15 protein-coding genes are annotated in these 19372 nt (G+C 71.8%); 1 reads left to right on the top strand and 14 read right to left on the bottom strand.

The window, feature by feature from the left end; genetic code table 11:
- Positions 1-47 precede the first annotated feature (47 nt).
- Positions 48-557 carry a TraR/DksA family transcriptional regulator gene (locus AB0J08_RS07230; protein ID WP_360628220.1) on the bottom strand — a complete coding sequence of 170 codons (510 nt, stop codon included), beginning with the start codon at positions 555-557 and terminating at the stop codon, positions 48-50.
- Positions 558-1165: 608 nt separating this feature from the next.
- Here AB0J08_RS07230 and ileS point away from each other — a divergent pair.
- The gene (gene ileS, locus AB0J08_RS07225; protein ID WP_360628217.1) at positions 1166-4294 is read left to right on the top strand and encodes an isoleucine--tRNA ligase; all 3129 of its coding nucleotides are present in this window, start codon (positions 1166-1168) and stop codon (positions 4292-4294) included.
- Positions 4295-4506: 212 nt separating this feature from the next.
- Here ileS and AB0J08_RS07220 read toward each other — a convergent pair whose 3' ends face one another.
- The 13 genes from AB0J08_RS07220 to AB0J08_RS07160 form a co-directional block, all read right to left on the bottom strand.
- Entirely contained in the window at positions 4507-5835 is a 1329-nt protein-coding gene (locus AB0J08_RS07220) for a DivIVA domain-containing protein (RefSeq protein WP_360628214.1), read from the bottom strand.
- Positions 5836-5894: 59 nt separating this feature from the next.
- Complete coding sequence (locus tag AB0J08_RS07215; RefSeq protein WP_148645520.1) at positions 5895-6176, bottom strand: YggT family protein; 282 nt, start codon at positions 6174-6176, stop codon at positions 5895-5897.
- 93 nt (positions 6177-6269) lie between these two features.
- Positions 6270-6869, bottom strand: a complete 600-nt coding sequence (gene sepF, locus AB0J08_RS07210; RefSeq protein WP_329487250.1) for a cell division protein SepF — start codon at positions 6867-6869, stop codon at positions 6270-6272.
- Between the two features lie 301 nt (positions 6870-7170).
- Entirely contained in the window at positions 7171-7959 is a 789-nt protein-coding gene (locus AB0J08_RS07205) for a YggS family pyridoxal phosphate-dependent enzyme (RefSeq protein WP_360628211.1), read from the bottom strand.
- Positions 7956-8690 carry a peptidoglycan editing factor PgeF gene (pgeF, locus tag AB0J08_RS07200; protein WP_360628208.1) on the bottom strand — a complete coding sequence of 245 codons (735 nt, stop codon included), beginning with the start codon at positions 8688-8690 and terminating at the stop codon, positions 7956-7958. Before pgeF ends, AB0J08_RS07205 begins: the two co-directional genes overlap by 4 nt.
- 3 nt (positions 8691-8693) lie before the next feature.
- On the bottom strand, positions 8694-9905 hold the full coding sequence (gene ftsZ, locus AB0J08_RS07195; RefSeq protein WP_360628205.1) for a cell division protein FtsZ: 1212 nt from the start codon (positions 9903-9905) through the stop codon (positions 8694-8696).
- Between the two features lie 362 nt (positions 9906-10267).
- Complete coding sequence (locus AB0J08_RS07190; protein WP_360628202.1) at positions 10268-11104, bottom strand: FtsQ-type POTRA domain-containing protein; 837 nt, start codon at positions 11102-11104, stop codon at positions 10268-10270.
- On the bottom strand, positions 11097-12203 hold the full coding sequence (gene murG, locus AB0J08_RS07185; protein WP_360628199.1) for an undecaprenyldiphospho-muramoylpentapeptide beta-N-acetylglucosaminyltransferase: 1107 nt from the start codon (positions 12201-12203) through the stop codon (positions 11097-11099). The genes AB0J08_RS07190 and murG overlap by 8 nt, the downstream gene beginning before the upstream one ends.
- 6 nt (positions 12204-12209) lie before the next feature.
- On the bottom strand, positions 12210-13475 hold the full coding sequence (gene ftsW, locus AB0J08_RS07180; protein WP_360628283.1) for a putative lipid II flippase FtsW: 1266 nt from the start codon (positions 13473-13475) through the stop codon (positions 12210-12212).
- 353 nt (positions 13476-13828) lie between these two features.
- Positions 13829-15262, bottom strand: a complete 1434-nt coding sequence (gene murD, locus AB0J08_RS07175; protein ID WP_360628196.1) for a UDP-N-acetylmuramoyl-L-alanine--D-glutamate ligase — start codon at positions 15260-15262, stop codon at positions 13829-13831.
- Positions 15259-16320, bottom strand: a complete 1062-nt coding sequence (mraY, locus tag AB0J08_RS07170) for a phospho-N-acetylmuramoyl-pentapeptide-transferase (RefSeq protein WP_360628193.1) — start codon at positions 16318-16320, stop codon at positions 15259-15261. The genes murD and mraY overlap by 4 nt, the downstream gene beginning before the upstream one ends.
- Positions 16320-17723 (bottom strand): UDP-N-acetylmuramoyl-tripeptide--D-alanyl-D-alanine ligase, encoded by a 1404-nt coding sequence (gene murF, locus AB0J08_RS07165; RefSeq protein ID WP_360628190.1) that lies wholly within the window; start codon positions 17721-17723, stop codon positions 16320-16322. Before murF ends, mraY begins: the two co-directional genes overlap by 1 nt.
- On the bottom strand, positions 17720-19372 hold the full coding sequence (locus AB0J08_RS07160; protein ID WP_360628187.1) for a UDP-N-acetylmuramoyl-L-alanyl-D-glutamate--2,6-diaminopimelate ligase: 1653 nt from the start codon (positions 19370-19372) through the stop codon (positions 17720-17722). The genes murF and AB0J08_RS07160 overlap by 4 nt, the downstream gene beginning before the upstream one ends.

Below are 19372 nucleotides of genomic sequence, written 5' to 3'. Positions count from 1 at the left end.
TTACGGGGTCGAGCGTACGGCAAGCCCGACCCCCCGCGTCGCCCCGGTCAGCGGCGTTCCTGCTTGGCCTTGCACTGGACGCAGAGCGTCGCCCGGGGGAAGGCCTGCATCCGGGCCTTGCCGATGGCCTGGCCGCAGGACTCGCACGTTCCGAAGCCGACACCCTCCAGCCGGGCCAGCGCACGCTCGACCTGGGCGAGGCTGTCCCTGGCGTTGTTGGCCAGTGCCAGCTCACTCTCCCGCGAGATGTTCTTCGTACCGGCGTCCACCTGGTCGTCGCCGGCTCCGTCGTTGGAGTCACGCATCAGCCCGGTGATCGCGGCCTCGGCGGCCTCGATCTCGTTCTGCAGCCGGTCCAACTCGGTGATCAGCTCGGCGTGCAGCTCGTGCACCTCCTCCGAGGTCCACGGGTCCTCGCCCGGGCGGACCGGCAGCTCGGCCGGGTCCACCGATTCGGCGCCACCGCTGCGGACCGCGGCCGGGGCCGGGGCGCGGGTGCGGCCGGGGGCCACGAGCGCGGAATCGTTGCTGGTCTTGTGCCGTGCGGTAGTGGTCACGGTCCCCTCCCCTGGTTCGCCTGCCACGGCCTTGCGAGCCCGCTTGGTGACGGTACCCGCGCCGGTTGCCTCATCAGCCATGGCTTCGACCCCATCTACGAACGAATCGAGCCGCCGGTTCCCGGCGGCTTCCAGTGCCGGAACGATAATCCCCATCAAAACCGGTCACAACCTGACATACCGACGCCTCGCCATGATCCCACCCAGGCAGCCGTCACAGCCGCCCCGCCCCGCGCGCTGACCAGAGTTGTGCCCAGAACACCCCCGCCTAACCGCCACCGCGCGCCCCGGCGGCGCCGGACAAACCGACTTGCGACTGCCGATAGACTGAGCCGGCAAGGCGCAGATGGGACGAGTACCGACGTACGCAGCCACCAGCGACCCGGGGACGGTGCGAGCCCGGGGGTGTGCACGGCGGGAAGATCACCCCGGAGCCGCCGGAAGAACGGCCGCTGGGCGGGTCCCAGCAGCCCGGTAGACCCGGCAGCAAGCCCAAAACAAGAGGGTCGCAGCAGCATCGCGGCCAAGGAGGGTGGTACCGCGGGGCGGCATGCCGTCTCGTCCCTCCGTCGGATCCAGCCCATATCCGCCGGAGGTTGACAGCCGCGATGACCACCTACAACTCCGTCCCCGCGCAGGTGGATCTGCCTGCCCTCGAACACCGGATCCTGTCCTTCTGGCAGGACGGCAAGGTCTTCCAGCGCAGCCTGGAGCAGTCCGAGGGCCGCCCCGAGTGGGTGTTCTACGAGGGCCCGCCGACCGCCAACGGCATGCCGGGCGCCCACCACATCGAGGCCCGCGTCTTCAAGGACGTCTTCCCGCGCTACCGGACGATGAAGGGCTACCACGTCGCCCGCAAGGCCGGCTGGGACTGCCACGGCCTCCCGGTCGAACTGGCCGTCGAGAAGGAGCTGGGCTTCGCCGGCAAGCAGGACATCGAGGCGTACGGCATCGCCGAGTTCAACGCCAAGTGCCGCGAGTCGGTGACCCGCCACACCGACGCCTTCACCGAGCTGACCACGCGGATGGGCTACTGGGTCGACCTCGACGACGCCTACCGCACGATGGACCCGTCCTACGTCCAGTCGGTCTGGTGGTCGCTCAAGCAGATCTTCGACAAGGGCCTGCTGGTCCAGGACCACCGGGTCGCCCCCTGGTGCCCGCGCTGCGGCACCGGCCTGTCCGACCACGAGCTGGCCCAGGGCTACGAGACCGTCGTCGACCCGTCGGTGTTCGTCCGCTTCCCGCTCACCTCGGGCCCGCTGGCCGGCGAGGCCGCGCTGCTGGTCTGGACGACCACCCCGTGGACCCTGGTCTCCAACACCGCCGCCGCCGTCCACCCCGAGGTCACCTACGTGGTGGCCACCGACGGCACCGAGCGGCTGGTCGTCGCGGAGCCGCTGCTGGCCAAGGCGCTCGGCGAAGGCTGGGAGGCCACCGGCGAGTCCTTCACCGGCGCCGAGATGGAGCGCTGGACGTACCGGCGCCCCTTCGACCTGGTCGAGATCGAGAACGCGCACTACGTCCTCAACGCCGACTACGTCACCACCGAGGACGGCACCGGCATCGTCCACCAGTCCCCCGCCTTCGGCGCGGACGACCTCGCGACCTGCCGCCGCTACGGCCTGCCGGTGGTCAACCCGGTGCTCGCCGACGGCACCTTCGCACCCGAGGTCCCCCTGGTCGGCGGCCAGTTCTTCAAGAAGGCGGACGAGGCCCTGGTCGCGGACCTCAAGGAGCGCGGCCTGCTCTTCCGCCACCTGCCGTACGAGCACAGCTACCCGCACTGCTGGCGCTGCCACACCGCGCTGCTCTACTACGCGCAGCCGTCCTGGTACATCCGGACCACCGCCGTCAAGGACGCGCTGATCCGTGAGAACGAGGCCACCAACTGGTACCCGGAGAACGTCAAGCACGGCCGCTTCGGCGACTGGCTGAACAACAACATCGACTGGGCGCTGAGCCGTAACCGCTACTGGGGCACCCCGCTGCCGATCTGGCGCTGCGAGGAGGGCCACCTCACCTGCGTCGGCTCGCTGGCCGAGCTCTCCGAGCTGACCGGCACCGACCAGAGCGGCCTCGACCCGCACCGCCCGTACATCGACGACGTCACCTTCGCGTGCCGCGAGTGCTCCGGCACCGCCACCCGGGTGCCCGAGGTGATCGACGCCTGGTACGACTCCGGCTCGATGCCCTTCGCCCAGTACGGCTACCCGTACGAGAACAAGGAGCTGTTCGAGAAGCGCTACCCGGCGCAGTTCATCTCCGAGGCGATCGACCAGACCCGTGGCTGGTTCTACACGCTGATGGCCGTCGGCACGCTGGTGTTCGACCGGAGCAGCTACGAGAACGTCGTCTGCCTGGGCCACATCCTGGCCGAGGACGGCCGCAAGATGTCCAAGCACCTGGGCAACATCCTGCAGCCGATCCCGCTCATGGACCAGCACGGCGCGGACGCGGTGCGCTGGTTCATGGCGGCCGGCGGCTCGCCCTGGTCGGCCCGCCGGGTCGGCCACGGCACCATCCAGGAGGTGGTCCGCAAGACCCTCCTCACCTACTGGAACACCGTCGCCTTCCAGGCCCTGTACGCCCGCACCTGCGGCTGGGCGCCCTCCGTGAGCGACCCGGCCCCGGCGGCGCGCCCGCAGCTGGACCGCTGGGTGCTCTCCGAGCTGAACACCCTGGTCCGCGAGGTCGACGCGGCCTTCGAGGCCTACGACACCCAGCGCGCCGGCAAGCTGCTCTCCGGCTTCGTCGACGACCTCTCCAACTGGTACGTCCGCCGCGGCCGCCGCCGCTTCTGGCAGGGCGACGCCGCCGCGCTCGCCACCCTGCACGAGGCGCTGGAGACGGTCACCCGGCTGATGGCCCCGCTCACCCCGTTCATCACCGAGCAGGTCTGGCAGGACCTCGTCGTCCCGGTCGCCCCGGACGCCCCGGCCTCGGTCCACCTGGCCACCTGGCCGGAGGCGGACGAGGCGCTGATCGACGCGGACCTCTCGCGCCACATGGCGCTGGTGCGCCGGCTGGTCGAGCTGGGCCGGGCCACCCGCGCCGAGTCCGGCGTGAAGACCCGTCAGCCGCTCTACCGCGCGCTGATCGCCGCCCAGGGCTGGGAGGAGCTGCCGGCCGACCTGCGCGCGCAGATCGCCGAGGAGCTCAACGTCTCCGCCCTGGAGTCGCTGGCGCAGGTCGGCGGCTCGCTGGTCGACACCACCGCGAAGGCCAACTTCCGCGCACTGGGCAAGCGGTTCGGCAAGGGCGTCCAGGACGTGGCCAAGGCGGTCGCCGCCGCCGACGCCGCGCAGCTCGCCGCCGAGCTGCGCGGGGGAGGCACCACCGGCGTGGAGCTGAACGGCGAGCGGATCGAGCTGGGCCCCGACGAGGTGATCATCACCGAGACCCCGCGCGAGGGCTGGGCGGTCGCCAACGAGTCCGGCGCCACCGTCGCGCTCGACCTGCACATCACCCCGGAGCTCAAGCGCCTGGGCGTCGCGCGGGACGCGATCCGCCAGATCCAGGAGGCCCGGAAGAACTCCGGCCTCGACGTCGCCGACCGGATCGTGCTGCGCTGGCGGGCCGCCAACGAGGAGACCGCCGAGGCGATCGCCGAGCACGGCCCGCTGGTCGCCGAGGAGGTGCTGGCCACCGACTTCGCGGCGGGCGCCGCCGACTGGGAGTCCGAGACCTTCTCGGACGAGGGCCTCGGCCTCGCCTTCCAGCTCCGCAAGGCCTGATCCACCGGGTCCGAGCCGCCGGCCTGATCCACCGGGCCCGACCGGAACCCCGAAGCCGCCGCCGCCCCACCCGGGGTGGCGGCGGCTTCGCCGCGTCCGGAGCCGCTCCCGGCTCCGCCGCCCTGCCCACTACCCGCGGGCACGGACGAGGGCGCCCCCGTCATGACCCGGAAGTCACGGCAGGGGCGCCCTCGAAATGCCTGGCTACAACCTCAGTTGTCGCCGTCCTCGTCGATCAGGAACCCGCGCATCGGCGCCGGTGCCTGCTGCATCGGCTGCGGCGGCTGCGGACGGACGGCCGCCATCGGCTGCGTCATCCCGGCCGGCTGCATCTGCGGCGCACCGGAGTTGCCACCGGAGGACTGCCCGCCGAAGCTCGGCGCACCGTTGTTGCCGCCGAAGGAGCTCTGACCACCGAACGAGGGCTGGTTCCCACCGAAGGACGGCTGGTTGCCACCGAAGCTCGGAGCACCACTCATCGCGGACGCACCGGCCGGAGCCATCGACGACGCGGCCGGCGGCAGCGAGGCGGTGGCGGGGATGCGCGGCGGAGCGAGCGAGTCGTCCGCCTGCGACTCCAGCTGGCGCAGCTGGGTCTCCAGGTAGGACTTCAGCCGCGTGCGGTACTCACGCTCGAACGCCCGCAGGTCCTCGACCTTGCGCTCCAGCGTGGCGCGCGCGGACTCCAGCGAGCCCATCGCGACGCGGTGCTTCTCCTGCGCGTCCCGCTCCAGGGCGTCGGCCTTGGCACGGGCGTCGCGCTCCAGGCCCTCGGCCCGGCTGCGCGCCTCGCCGACGATCTTGTTGGCCTCGGAACGGGCCTCCGAGATCGCCTGGTCGGCGGTCTGCTGGGCGAGCGCCAGCACGCGGGCCGCGCTGTCGCCACCGGGGTTCTGCTGCTGCTGCATCGGAGCGCCGAGCGGGCCGCCCATCTGCTGCGGCTGGCCCATCGGGCCACCCATCTGCTGCATCTGCTGCTGGCCCATACCCTGGCCCATCGGGTTGCCCATCTGCTGCGGACCACCGGGGCCGCCCATGGGCTGGAGCATCTGACCGCCCATCGGCTGCACCAGCTGCTGCTGGCCGCCCATGGTCTGGTTCATCTGCTGCTGCGGGCCGCCCATCGGGCCGCCCTGACCGGACGGGAGCTGCGGGGCGCCGGACGGCAGGCCGAGCGGCTGGTTGCCCATCTGCTGCTGCTGCGGGCCGCCCATCTGCTGCGGGCCGCCGGGGCCACCCATCTGCTGCGGACCGGGGCCCTGCTGCTGCCCGGGCACCGGCGGGCCGGATATGGCGGCCGGCACCGGGGCGCCGGGACGCGAGTCCTGCGGCGGCTCCTTGCGCATGTTGGCCTGGTTCTGCGCGGCGGCACGGGTCGCGGCGGCCAGCTTGGCGCGCAGGTCCTCGTTCTCGCGGAGAAGGCGGGTCAGCTCCGCCTCGACCTCGTCGAGGAAGGCATCGACCTCGTCCTCGTCATAGCCTTCGCGCAGGCGGACGGTCGTGAACTGCTTGTTCCGAACGTCCTCGGGGGTCAATGGCATCTCTTCACCTCAACGTGATCGTCGGCACACCGGCATCCTGTCGCATCGCTCACCTACGACTAGGGCCGCACAAGCGAGATCAGGACATACACAATGATCATCAGTACGAAGAAGGACAGGTCGAGCGCCACGCCCCCGAGACGCAACGGCGGAATGAACCGCCGAAGAAGCTTGAGCGGCGGATCCGTGACAGTGTACGTGGCCTCCAGGACCAGGACCATGGCCTTGCCGGGCCGCCACGAACGTGCGAACTGGAACACCCAGTCCATCACCAGCCGTACAAGCAGAAACACCAGGAAGACGGTCAGCGCGTAATAGAGCACCGCCCACACGATCCCCATCGCGCTTCCCTCTCCCCGGTTCTCGGCCCTTCGGCCGTGCTGCCTGTCACTAACTCACTGTCGATCAGATCCACACGTAAAGTCGTGGCCGGGTCAGCTCTGGTTGAAGAACCCACCCTCGGCGATCCGAGCCTTGTCCTCCGCCGTGACATCGACGTTAGCAGGCGACAGCAGGAACACCTTCTGTGTCACGCGCTCGATACTGCCGTGCAGACCGAAGACGAGTCCAGCGGCGAAGTCTACGAGCCGCTTGGCATCGGTGTCGTCCATCTCGGTCAAATTCATGATCACCGGGGTCCCGCCACGGAACTGTTCCCCGATCGTACGGGCCTCGTTGTAGGTCCGGGGGTGCAGCGTGGTGATGCGGTAGGGCTCTCGTTCGTTCACTACCTTGGGCATGATCACCGGGGCGCTCTTCTCCAGGTTGTGGCGGCGTTCGGGTGTGATGGACGACACTGGGGCCATCCTCGGGGTCTCCTGGCGGATCGGCACCGCGGCCGGCACCGGCTGCGGCGTGATCGAGGAGACCGGGGCGGGTGCCGCGGCGGGCCGGGGGATGTCCTCCGTCCGCCCCGTTCGGATCGGCTCGGGGTCCGCGTCGTAGTCGTCGTCGGGGTCGTACCCCTGGCCGTCGTACGTCTCGTCCTCCACGAGGCCGAGGTAGACCGCCATCTTGCGCATTGCGCCGGCCATGCTCCTGTCTCCTCCGCTCATGCCCACCTCGCTGCGCTCGGTGGTCGCTTCGCGAACGCGCGCCTCTCGATGGTCGCTCGCCCTGCTCGCTCCGTGGTGGACCGGCTCCGTACCGACGGCCGGGCCGTCGGGCCCCGCCTGCGGATTCCGCGGTCCGCCCACGACGAGCCGTCAGGCCGACGGCCGCTCAGAACTCGTGGGTGGGGGCCGCGGAGCTGCGATCCACGGTTCGCTAGCGCTCTGGAAAGCTGCTAGTTTCTGTCCTATTTTGTCCTGCAGTCTGATCTACTACCCGGTGACGTTACCTGAGGGGTGACCGCACTCCGAGTACCGCCGTTCCGACGCGCACATGTGTCGCACCGGCGGCAACGGCCTGCTCGAGGTCACCGCTCATTCCCGCGGAAACCATGGTGGCAGCAGGATGGGCCGTCCGTACGGCGGTTGCGATTTCCGCCAACCGCGCGAAGGCGCGGGCCGGGTCCCCCGCGAGCGGCCCGGAGAGCGGGGCGACGGTCATCACACCGTCGAGTCGCAGCCCGGGCGCGGCGGCGATCGCGTCGGCCAGCGCCCCGACCTCCGCCGGGGCGACCCCGGCGCGGCCCTCGCCCTCGCCGTGCTCCTTCTCCAGCGCGACCTGCACCAGGCAGCCGAGCTCGGGGCGCTCGGCCTTGAGTACCGCCGCCGAGAGCGACTCCACCAGCCGCGGCCGGTCCACCGAGTGCACGTGGTTCGCGTACCGGACGACCGAGCGGACCTTGTTGGTCTGCAGCTGGCCGACGAAGTGCCAGTCAAGCGGAAGGTTTCTGCACTGCTCCGCCTTGGGCGCCGCGTCCTGGTCGCGGTTCTCCGCGACATCGGTGACGCCCAGTGCGGCCAGCAGCGCGCTGTCCTGCGCCGGGTAGGTCTTGGTGACGACGACCAGCCTCACCTCGTCACGCGCCCGCCCCGCGGCCACGCACGCGTCGGCGATCCGGCGCTCGACGACGTCGAGGTTGGTGCCGAGTTCCTCGTACCGGGCCCGCTGGCCCTCCGTCAGCGCGGCCAGGAAATCCGCACTGCCCGGGAACGGTCCGTAGATGTCGTTCGTCATGAGTGATCAGAGCCCAACCAGACGTAGCTCGCGAGCCGGCCAGTGCGCTGCTCGCGGCGATAGGAGTAGTGATCGGCGGATTCGAGGGTGCAGACCGATGATCGCACCAACTCGGTGACTCCCGCAGCGGCCAGTTGGGCCGCCACTCCCTCCGGCACGTCCAGGGCCGGGGTGCCCCAGGAGGTCTCGGCGTGCGCGGCCGGCACCAGCCCGGCCACCTCGGCACGCAACCGCTCCGGCACCTCGTAGCAGCGGCCGCAGACCGCGGGCCCGGTCGCGGCGGTGATCCGCCCGGGCTCGGCGCCCAGCCCGACCATCGCCCGGACCACCGCCGGCACCACTCCGGCCGCGAGCCCGGGCCGGCCCGCGTGGGCCGCGCCCACCACGCCCGCCACCGGATCGGCCAGCAGCACCGGCGTGCAGTCCGCGGTCAGCACCGCCAGCGCCAGCGGCCGGTCGGTGACCACCGCGTCGACGGTCGGGGCCTCCCCCTCGGGCTGGCGCCGCGTCACCACGGCCACGTCCGCGCCGTGGACCTGGTTCATCCAGACCACGTCCGCCGGGTCGAGGCCCAGCGCACCGGCCGCGATCGCCCGGTTGCGGCGGACGGCGCCCGGGTCGTCCCCCACCGCGCCGCCGAGGTTCAGCTCCCCGTACGGCGAAGTGCTCACCCCGCCCCACCGATCGGTGAAGGCGAAGTGAGCACCGTTGCGTACTGCGTGATCGACCACTGCTTACTTCAGGAAGTCCGGCACGTCGAGCTCCTCGGCGGGGCTCTCCACGTACGGCTGGCGGGCCGGCTGCACCTGCGGCGGCACCGGAGCGGCCGTCGTGGTGGCCGGGCTCTCCGCCGAACGCGCCGGGGCCTCGCTCTCCGAACGGGCCGTGACCGAGCCGATGCTCCCGTACGAGGGCCGGCTCGCCGGACGCTCGGGGGAGGCGGCCGGCGGCGTCGCCGGGGTGGCCTTGACCACCGGGTCGCGGACGATCGCCGGGGGCTGGCCGCCGTCGAAGCCGGCCGCGATCACGGTGACCCGCACCTCGTCGCCGAGCGCGTCGTCGATGACCGCACCGAAGATGATGTTGGCCTCGGGGTGCGCCGCCTCGCTGACCAGCTGGGCGGACTCGTTGATCTCGAACAGGCCGAGGTCCGAGCCACCGGAGATGGAGAGCAGCACGCCGCGGGCGCCGTCGATCGAGGCCTCCAGCAGCGGCGAGGAGATCGCCATCACGGCGGCCGCCTTGGCGCGGTCCTCGCCCCGGGCCGAACCGATGCCCATCAGCGCCGAACCGGCCTCCGACATGACGGACTTGACGTCGGCGAAGTCGAGGTTGATCAGGCCGGGGGTGGTGATCAGGTCGGTGATGCCCTGGACGCCGGAGAGCAGCACCTGGTCGGCGGAGCGGAACGCGTCCAGCACGCTGACCTGGCGGTCCGAGATGGACAGCAGCCGGTCGTTGGGGATCACGATGAGGGTGTCGACCTCTTCGCGCAGGCCGGCGATGCCGTCCTCGGCCTGGTTCGCGCGGCGACGGCCCTCGAAGGTGAAGGGGCGGGTGACCACGCCGATGGTCAGCGCGCCGAGCGAGCGGGCGATGTTGGCGACGACCGGCGCGCCGCCCGTGCCGGTTCCACCGCCCTCGCCCGCGGTCACGAAGACCATGTCGGCCCCCTTGAGGACCTCCTCGATCTCCTCGCGGTGGTCCTCGGCGGCCTTGCGGCCGACCTCGGGGTTGGCGCCGGCGCCGAGGCCCCGGGTGAGTTCACGGCCCACATCGAGCTTGACGTCGGCGTCGCTCATCAGGAGGGCCTGCGCATCGGTGTTGATCGCGATGAACTCGACGCCCTTGAGACCGACCTCGATCATCCGGTTGATGGCGTTGACACCACCGCCGCCGATGCCGACGACCTTGATGACTGCGAGGTAGTTCTGCGGTGCTGCCACGTCGAAGGCCTCTCGCCTCGAATTTCCGGGTCGGCCGGCCCCGTGGGGTGCCGTACCGACGGATGTCGATGGGTAGGGAGCCTGGTTTCTGACTGAATGTCCGAAATGCCGACCGCCGACCCCAACCCTAAACTTGACCTTTAGGGTTAGTCCTGTGCCTCCGTCACATCACCAGGAAACACAGTCTGGTGACACAGGACACTAGGTGGCTCCGGGCACGCGTTTCAACGAACACGCCGAGCTTCCCTTTTTCTTTTGAGCCTATGTGATCATCAACCGGCTTATGAAACCGGGGTGACCACCAAGGGTCGGGCCGTCACCGAAAGGCGTCAACCCCTCCCCCAGAGAGAGAACCTACCGGATCATCCCGACACCGCCGGCGCCTCCGGTGCACTGACGTCGAAGTTCGTACCCTTCTGACTCATCAGTGCCACCAGCACCCGGGCTTTTCGATCGATCTGCTCCGGACTCCCCCAGCGCACCGTGGCACCCCCGCTGAGCTGCAGCTGGATGTCGTCGTAGGAGTGCACCAGCACCGCCCCGGCCCGCTGCCGGACCTCGGCCGGCAGGCCGGCGGCCACCGCCACGGCCCCCTGCACCAACTGCGGACGGGTGATCACGGTGGCCACGTCGTTCGCCTGCTGACTGAGCCGCAGTTCGACCACCGGTACGCCCGCCGGGGCGGCGTCCTCGGTGGCGAAGCTCACGCCCTCCGCGTCCACCTGGGTGAATCTGCCGTCCTCCCCCTTGACGGCGGCGACCGCGGTGCGCTGGGTGATCTTCACCCGCAGGGTGTGCGGCCAGCCCCGCCAGACCTCGGCCCGGGCTACCCGCGGGATCGCCTCCACCCGCCGCGTGGCGTCGTCCAGGTCCACCCGGGCCAGCGGACCGGCGCCGACCGTGCCGATCGCCGCCCGGACCTGGTCGACCGTCAGCTTGTCGTCCTGCACCCCCTGCACCGCGACGCTGCGCACGTCCAGGACCGAGGAGAGGAACACCAGCCAGGCCAGCACGCCGAGCACCGTGGCGCCGAGCGCACCCAGCACCACGATGCCCCGCCGGGAGAGCCGGAGCCGGGGCGAGTGGTCCTCGTCCCCGAACTCCACCTCCTCCTGCGGGTACCCGCCCCCGGCCCGACGGCCGGGAGGCGTCCCCCGGCCGCCGGCCGGGGGTGGATCGGCGAGCCGACCGTCAGCCACGACGGCGGCCACCCCTGGCGGCCTCGATAGCCTCGTAGACCATGCCGACCAGCAGTTCGTCGGCGTCCCGGCGGCCGAACTCGGCGGCGGCCCGGCTCATGTCCCAGAGCCGCTGCGGGTCGGTGAGGACCGGCAGCACGTTCTGCAGCACCCAGTCCGGGGTCAGTTCCGCGTCGTCGACCAGCAGGCCGCCGCCGGCCTTGACCATCGGCTGGGCGTTCAGCCGCTGCTCGCCGTTGCCGATCGGCAGCGGCACGAAGGCGGCCGGCAGGCCGACCGCGGCCAGCTCGGCCACCGTCATGGCGCCGGCCCGGCAGAGCATCAGGTCGGCGGCGGCGTACGCGAGGTCCATCCGGTCCACGTACGGCACCACGCGGTACGGCGGCATCCCGGGGATGTCGTCCACCTGTGGCAGTTCGTTCTTCGGGCCGACGGCGTGCAGGATCTGGACGCCGTACTGCTGCAGCCGCGGCGCGATGGCGGTGACGGTCTCGTTGAGCCGCCGCGCGCCCTGCGAACCGCCGGACACCAGCAGGGTGGGCAGCCGCTGGTCGAGGCCGAAGTAGTGCCGGGCCTCGGGCCGGGACGCGTTGCGGTCCAGGGTGGCGATGGTCCGGCGCAGCGGGATGCCGATGTACCGGGAGTCGCGCAGCTTGCTGTCCGGCGTGGAGACCGCGACGAAGTCGCTGTAGCGGGCGCCGATCTTGTTGGCCAGGCCGGGCCGGGCGTTGGCCTCGTGGACCACGATCGGCACCCCGGCCCGCTTGGCGGCCAGGTAGGCGGGCATCGCCACGTAGCCGCCGAAGCCGACCACCGCGTCGGCGTTGACCCGCTCGATGATCTCCTGGGCGGCCCGGACGGTGCCGCGCAGCCGGCCCGGGACGGTGATCAGCTCGGGGGTGGGCTTACGGGGCAGCGGAACGGCCGGGATCAGCTCCAGGTGGTAACCCCGCTCGGGTACCAGCCGGGTCTCCAGGCCGCGCTCGGTGCCCAGGGCGGTGATCCCGATGGACGGGTCGTGCCTGCGGAGGGCGTCCGCGAGGGCGAGGGCCGGCTCGATGTGACCGGCGGTCCCCCCGCCGGCGAGTACGACATGCACCGAAATTCACCGCTCCCTGCGTGCCGGCACCGGGGCCGGGCGCGCTGTGGTTCGTCGTCGTGGCAGCACCCGGGCCAGTCGTCTCCTGATCCGGGAGTTCTTGCTCCGGGCGGCCAGGGCCGCCTTCGCGCCCGAGGTGCTGCGTGCGAGGCACAACAGCACACCGATCGCGGACATGGCCGACAGCATGGCGGAACCGCCGTAGGAGAACAGCGGGAGCGGGACGCCCGCGATGGGCAGCAGTCCCAGCGCCGACCCCAGGTTGATCACGGCCTGAGCCATGATCCAGGTGGTGGCGGCTCCCGCGGCGTACCTGACGAAGGGATCCTTCGTACCGATGGCCACACGGATACCCGCGTAGCCTAGTGCCGCGAAGAGACCGATCACCGACAGCGTCCCCACCAGGCCCAGTTCCTCGCCCGTCGTGGCGAAGATGAAGTCGGTGTGCGCCTCCGGGAGCTGGCCCCATTTCTCGACGCCGGCGCCGAGGCCCGAACCGAACAGACCGCCGAGTCCGAACGAGTACACACCGTGCAGGGCCTGGAAGCAGGCGCCGGCCGGGTCGAGCTTGGTCACCCCGATGCAGGAGAGCCGTTCGGCCCGGTGCGGGACGGTGACCACCAGGGCGGTGCAGACCACGACGGCGACGCCGAGGGTGGCGACGAACAGCCGCATCGGGGCGCCGACCATCCAGAGCAGGCCGAAGAGCATGGCCACCAGGATCATCGAGGTGCCCATGTCCCCGCCGAGCATGATCATCGCGAGCAGCAGCAGCGCGCCCGGCACCAGCGGGACCAGCAGGTGCTTCCACTGGTCGAGGGTGCCGTTTCGCTGCTTTCGGGCGAGCAGGTCCGCGCCCCAGAGCACCAGTGCGAGCTTGGCGAACTCGGATGGCTGGAACTGGAAGAACCCCAGGTCCAGCCAGTTCCGGTTGCCGTTGACCTCCACCCCGATGCCGGGGATCGCGACCAGCGCGAGCGCGCCGATCACACCGAACATCACGGGGTAGACGATCACCCGGAGCACCGCGACCGGCACCAGGGCGAAGCCGACCAGCAGCGAGAAGCCGAGCAGCACCGCGACCAGCTGCTTGAAGAAGTAGAACTGGGTCGAACGGTGCTGGCCCAGCGCGAGGATCTGCGAGGCCGAGAAGACCATCATCAGACCGAGCACCACCAGCAGCAGCGTCGCGCCGATGATCAGCAGATAGGGCGTGAGCGGTCGGTCGAGGGTGTACCGCAGACGGGCCCTGAAGGCCTGCAGACGGGCCATCGGGCCGGCCGACTTGTAGGCGGTCGTGGTGGCCGAGATCACCCGCCACGGATCGGCGGGGCCCTCGTCCGACGCACTGGAACCGCCCACCCTGCCCTGCCCCGCCACCGCACGCTCCCCTCTTTTTGTGGCTCGGCTCGCCTCCGGGCCGCTCGACCCGGCGCCGACGGTCGGCGCTCCAACGCCCCTCGTTCCTCAGGGCGTCCTCGCTTCTCCCTTTCGGCGCCGGCGCGGCCCTTCGGCTCGTTCGCCCGTACAGCGGCGGCCCTTGGGCTCGTCGGCCCGCACGGCGGCGGTCCTTCGGCTCGTCCGCCCGTACAGGGGTGGACCGGGTACCGGGCCGCTGTGCCGCCTCAGTGGTCGTTGAGGTCCCGGACCGCCGCCGCGAAGAGGTCGCCGCGCTCGCCGTAGTTGGTGAACATGTCCATCGAGGCGCAGGCCGGGGCCAGCAGCACCGTGTCACCCGATCGGGCGAGCGACGCGGCCGTCCGGACCACCTCGGCCATCGCCACCGCGCCAGTCTGGCCCTCGGCCGCCTCGACCACCGGGACATCCGGTGCGTGTCGCGCCAGCGCCTCCCGGATCAGCGCACGGTCCTCGCCGATCAGCACCGCCGCGCGCAGCCGCTCGGCCGCGCCCTGCACCAGGTCGTCGAACGCGGCGCCCTTGGCCAGGCCGCCGGCGATCCAGACGACCGGCCGGTACGCGGCCAGCGAGGCCGCGGCGGCATGGGTGTTGGTGGCCTTGGAGTCGTCGATGTACGTGACCCCGTCGACCACACCGACCTCGGCGATCCGGTGGGCGTCCGGTCGGAAGGCCCGCAGGCCCTCCCGGACGGCCGCGGCGTCCACCCCGTACGCCCGGGCGAGGGCGGCGGCGGCGAGGGCGTTGGCGATGTTGTGCGGGGCGGGCGGGTGGACGTCCGCGACCGAGCCCAGCTCGGCGGCGTTCTTGGCCCGGTCCGGCACGAAGGCGCGGTCCACCAGCAGGCCGTCGACCACGCCGAGGTTCGACGGGCCGGGCGAGCCGAGGCCGAACCCGATCGCCCGGCAACCCTCCTCGACATCGGCCTCGCGGACCAGCGCCTCGGTGGCCGGGTCGGCCAGGTTGTAGACGCAGGCGACGACGTTGCCCTCGTAGATCCGGCCCTTGTCGGCGGCGTACGCCTCCATCGAGCCGTGCCAGTCGAGGTGGTCGGGCGCCAGGTTGAGCACGGCCGCCGCGTACGGGCGCAGCGAGGGCGCCCAGTGCAGCTGGTAGCTGGAGAGTTCGACGGCGAGCACGTCGTACGGCTCCTCGTCGAGCACCGCGTCCAGCACCGAGACCCCGACGTTGCCGACGGCGGCGGTGCGCCGGCCGGCGGCGGTCAGGATCGAGGCGAGCATCTGGACGGTGGTGGTCTTGCCGTTGGTGCCGGTGACGGCCAGCCAGGGGGCCGGCTCGCCGGTGGACGCCAGCGGGCGGCGCAGGCGCCAGGCCAGTTCGACGTCGCCCCAGACCTCGACGCCGGCCGCCTCGGCGGCGGCGAACAGCGGGCTGCTGGGCGGCCAGCCGGGCGAGGTGACGACCAGCCGGGTGCCCTCGGGCAGGCTGTCGCCGTCGCCGAGGCGGACGGTCACCCCCTGGGCCCGCAGCTCGGCGGCGCGGGCCTCCAGGCCCGGGCCGGAGCCGCCGTCCACGACGGTGACCAGCGCGCCGAGGCCGTGCAGCACCCGGGCGGCGCTGATCCCGGAGACGCCGAGGCCGGCGACGGCGACCGGCAGTCCGGTCCAGTCGGGTCCGGTCATCCCGTCACCCATCCCGCGTAGAAGAGGCCGAGGCCGACGGCCACGCAGAGGCCCTGGATGATCCAGAACCGGACCACGATCAGGACTTCGGTCCAGCCCTTGAGTTCGAAGTGGTGCTGCAGCGGGGCCATCTTGAAGACACGCTTGCCGGTCATCCGGAAGGAGCCGACCTGGATGATCACCGAGAGGGTGATGATCACGTAGAGGCCGCCGAGCAGTGCGAGCAGCAGCTCGGTGCGCGAGCAGATCGCCAGACCGGCCAGGGCGCCGCCGAGGGCCAGCGAGCCGGTGTCGCCCATGAAGATCTTGGCGGGCGAGGTGTTCCACCAGAGGAAGCCGAAGCAGGAGCCCATCAGGGCGGCGGCGACCACCGCGAGGTCCAGCGGGTCGCGGACGTCGTAGCAGTTGGCGGTGGCCGAGATCGAGTAGGCGCAGCTCTGGCCGTACTCCCAGACGCCGATGAAGGTGTAGGCCCCGAAGACCATCACCGAGGCACCGGTGGCCAGGCCGTCCAGACCGTCCGTCAGGTTCACGCCGTTCGACATCGCGGCGATCATGAAGTACGCGAAGATCACGAACAGCACCGGGCCGACGGACCAGCCGAAGTCCCGGACGAAGGAGAGGTGCTGGGAGGCCGGCGAGAGCCCGCGGTCGTCACTGAACTGCAGGGCCAGGATCGCGAAGGCGAGGCCCACGAACGACTGGCCGAAGAGCTTCGCCTTGGCCCGCAGGCCGAGCGAGCGGCGCTTGACGACCTTGATGTAGTCGTCCAGGAAGCCGACCAGGCCCAGACCCACCGTCAGGAACAGCACCAGCAGACCGGAGGCGGTCGGGGATTCGCCCGTTATCGCCTTGGTCGCGAAGTAGGCGATCAGCGTCGCCAGGATGAAGGCGATGCCGCCCATGGTGGGCGTGCCCTTCTTGCTGTGGTGCGCCTTGGGGCCGTCGTCACGGATGTACTGGCCGTAGCCGTGCTTGGCGAGCAGCTTGATCAGGGCCGGGGTCCCGAGCAGCGAGAGGACCAGGCCGATCATGCCGGAGAAGAGGATCTGCTTCATTACTCGGCCGCACCGTCCGCGAGAAGTGTCTCGGCCACCTTCTCCAGCCCCACCGAACGGGACGCCTTCACCAGGACCACATCCCCCGGCCGAAGCTGACTGCGCAGCAGTTCGACCGCCGCGTCCGCGTCGGACACCAGCACCGACTCCTCACCCCACGAACCTTCGTTCCTAGCGCCCAGTTCCATACAGGCCGCCTCGCGTCCACCGACCGCCACCAGCTTGGTGACGTCCAGCCGTACCGCGAGCCGCCCGATGGCGTCGTGCTCGGCCAGGCTCTCCTCGCCGAGCTCCCGCATCTCGCCGAGCACCGCCCAGGTGCGGCGGCGCTCCGGGCCGCGTCCTCCGATCGAGACCAGCGCCCGCAGCGCGGCCCGCATCGAGTCGGGGTTCGCGTTGTAGGCGTCGTTCACGACGGTGACACCATCGGCCCGGTCGACGACCTCCATGCGCCAGCGGGACAGCGCACCCGCCTCACTCAGCGCTTCGGCGGTGTCGTCGACGGACATCCCGAGCTCCACCGCCACCGCGGCGGCGGCGAGGGCGTTCGAGACGTGGTGCTCACCGTACAGGCGCAGCTGTACGGCTGCGGAACCGGCTGGGGTGCTCAGCGTGAACGATGGCCGTCCGGTGGCGTCCAGGCGAACATCCTGCGCCCGGATGTGGGCTTCCCGGGACTCCCCGAAGTACACCACCCGGGCCCTGGTGCGGGAGGCCATCGCGCGCACCAGCGGGTCGTCGGCGTTGAGGATCGCCGCGCCGTCCGCGGGCAGTGCCTCGACCAGCTCGCCCTTCGCCTCGGCGATCGCCTCCTGGGAGCCGAACTCGCCGACGTGCGCGGTGCCGACGTTCAGCACCAGGCCGATCCGCGGCGGGGTGATCGAGGTGAGGTACTCGATGTCGCCCTTGTGCCGGGCGCCCATCTCCATCACCAGGTGCCGGGTGCCGGACTCGACCCGCAGCGCGGTCATCGGGTGCCCGATCTCGTTGTTGAGCGAGCCGGGCGGGTAGACGGTCTCGCCGAGCCGCTGGAGCAGCTGGGCGATCAGGTCCTTGGTGCTGGTCTTGCCGGCCGAGCCGGTCAGCGCGACCACGGTGGTGGACTCGGCCCGGGCCACCACGGTCCGGGCCAGCTTGCCGAGCGCGTCCACCACGCTGTCGACCAGCACGGCGGGCACCCCGACCGGGCGGGAGGCCAGCACCGCGACGGCGCCGGCGGCGACCGCCTGCTCGGCGTAGTCGTGGCCGTCCACGTGCTCGCCGGCGAAGGCCGCGAACAGGCAGCCGGCGCGCACCTTGCGGGAGTCGACCTCGACCGGGCCGGTCACCGCGGTCCCGGGGTCGGCGCCGTCCAGGGTGCCTCCGACGGCCGCGGCCACCTCGGCGAGGGTCAGTGCGATCACGGCTGCTCCACTCCTCCGGTGCCCCGGGCGGCCGTGGTCCGCGTGATCGAGTCCCGCAGTACCTCCCGGTCGTCGAAGGGGCGGATCTCGTCTCGTACGTACTGGCCGAGCTCGTGGCCCTTGCCGGCCACCAGCACGGTGTCGCCGGCCTGGGCACGGGCCACCGCGAGGTGCACCGCCTCGGCCCGGTCGGGCACGACCAAGACGGCGCCGCGCTCGGCCTCGGGCACCGAGGCGGCGCCCGTCAGCATGGTGGCGAGGATCGCCAACGGGTCCTCGCTGCGCGGGTTGTCGCTGGTCAGCAGGGCGGTGTCGGCGAGCCCGGCGGCGATGGCGCCCATCGGGGCGCGCTTGTGCGGGTCCCGGTCGCCGCCGCAGCCGACCACCACGTGCAGCCGGCCCTTGGTGACCTCGCGCAGCGAGGCGAGGACGGCCCGCAGGGCGTCGGGCTTGTGGGCGTAGTCGACCACCGCCACGAACGGCTGTCCGGCGTCCACCCGCTCCAGCCGGCCCGGCACGCCGGGCACCGCGGCGACCCCGGCGACGACCTGCTCCAGCGGCAGCCCGGCGGTCACCAGCACGGCGATCGCGGCCAGCGCGTTGGCCACGTTGAACGGTCCCGGCAGCGGGACGGACGCGTCGGCCTCGGCACCGTCGGGGCCGAGCACCCGGAAGGTCGACCCGACCGGGCCGAGCTGGACGTCGACCGCCCGCCAGTCGGCCTGCGCCGCGCCGGTCGCCGAGAACGAGGTGACCGGGATCTTCGCCTCGGCGACCAGCCGGCGCCCGTACGGGTCGTCCAGGTTGGCCACCCCGAGCCGGGACTTCCCGGGCTGGAAGAGCCGGGCCTTCGCCTGGAAGTAGTCCTCCATGTCCGGGTGGAAGTCGAGGTGCTCGGGCGTGAGGTTGTTGAACAGCGCGACGTCGTAGACCACGCCGTCGGTACGGCCGAAGACCAGTGCGTGGCTGGAGACCTCCATCGTCACCGCGTCCGCGCCGCGCTCGCCCATCACGGCGAGGATCGCGTGCAGGTCGGTGGCCTCGGGGGTGGTGCGCTCGCTCTTGATCCGCTCGTCGCCGACCCGCATCTCGACGGTGCCGATCACCCCGGGGCTGCGCCCGGCGCCGCGCAGACCGCCCTCGACCAGGTAGGACGTGGTGGTCTTGCCGTTGGTGCCGGTCAGCCCGATCATCAGCAGCCGCTCGGACGGCCGGCCGTAGACCGCGGCGGCCAGTTCGCCCATCCGCGCCCGCGGCCGGTCGACCACCAGCGGCGGCAGGCCGGAGCCGGCCGCCAGCTCGGCGCCGGCCGGGTCGGTGAGCAGCGCCACCGCGCCCGCGGCGGCGGCCTGGGCCGCGAAGGCCGCGCCGTGGTGGTTGGCGCCCGGGAAGGCCACGTAGACATCGCCCGGGCGCACCGCGCGGGAGTCGTGGGTGACGCCGGTGACGGGGGCCCCCTCGACCGGCGCGAGGCCGAGCAGACGGGCCAGCTCGGCGAGCGGCAGGGCCCGCGCCCGGGCGGGGCGGGGCGGGCTCACGGTGGTTTGATCGGGTTTCGGCACGGCGGGCAGGCTATCCGTCGGAGGGTGTCCAGGGCCAAACCGGGCCTTCGCCGTGCCGTCGTCCCGCCCGGCCCGCTCGTTGCTCAT

This window comes from Kitasatospora sp. NPDC050463, from assembly GCF_040655255.1.
In the GTDB taxonomy this organism is placed as follows: domain Bacteria; phylum Actinomycetota; class Actinomycetes; order Streptomycetales; family Streptomycetaceae; genus Kitasatospora.
The sequence above is the reverse complement of the archived record's forward strand: the minus strand, read 5'-3'. Positions and strand labels throughout refer to the sequence as shown.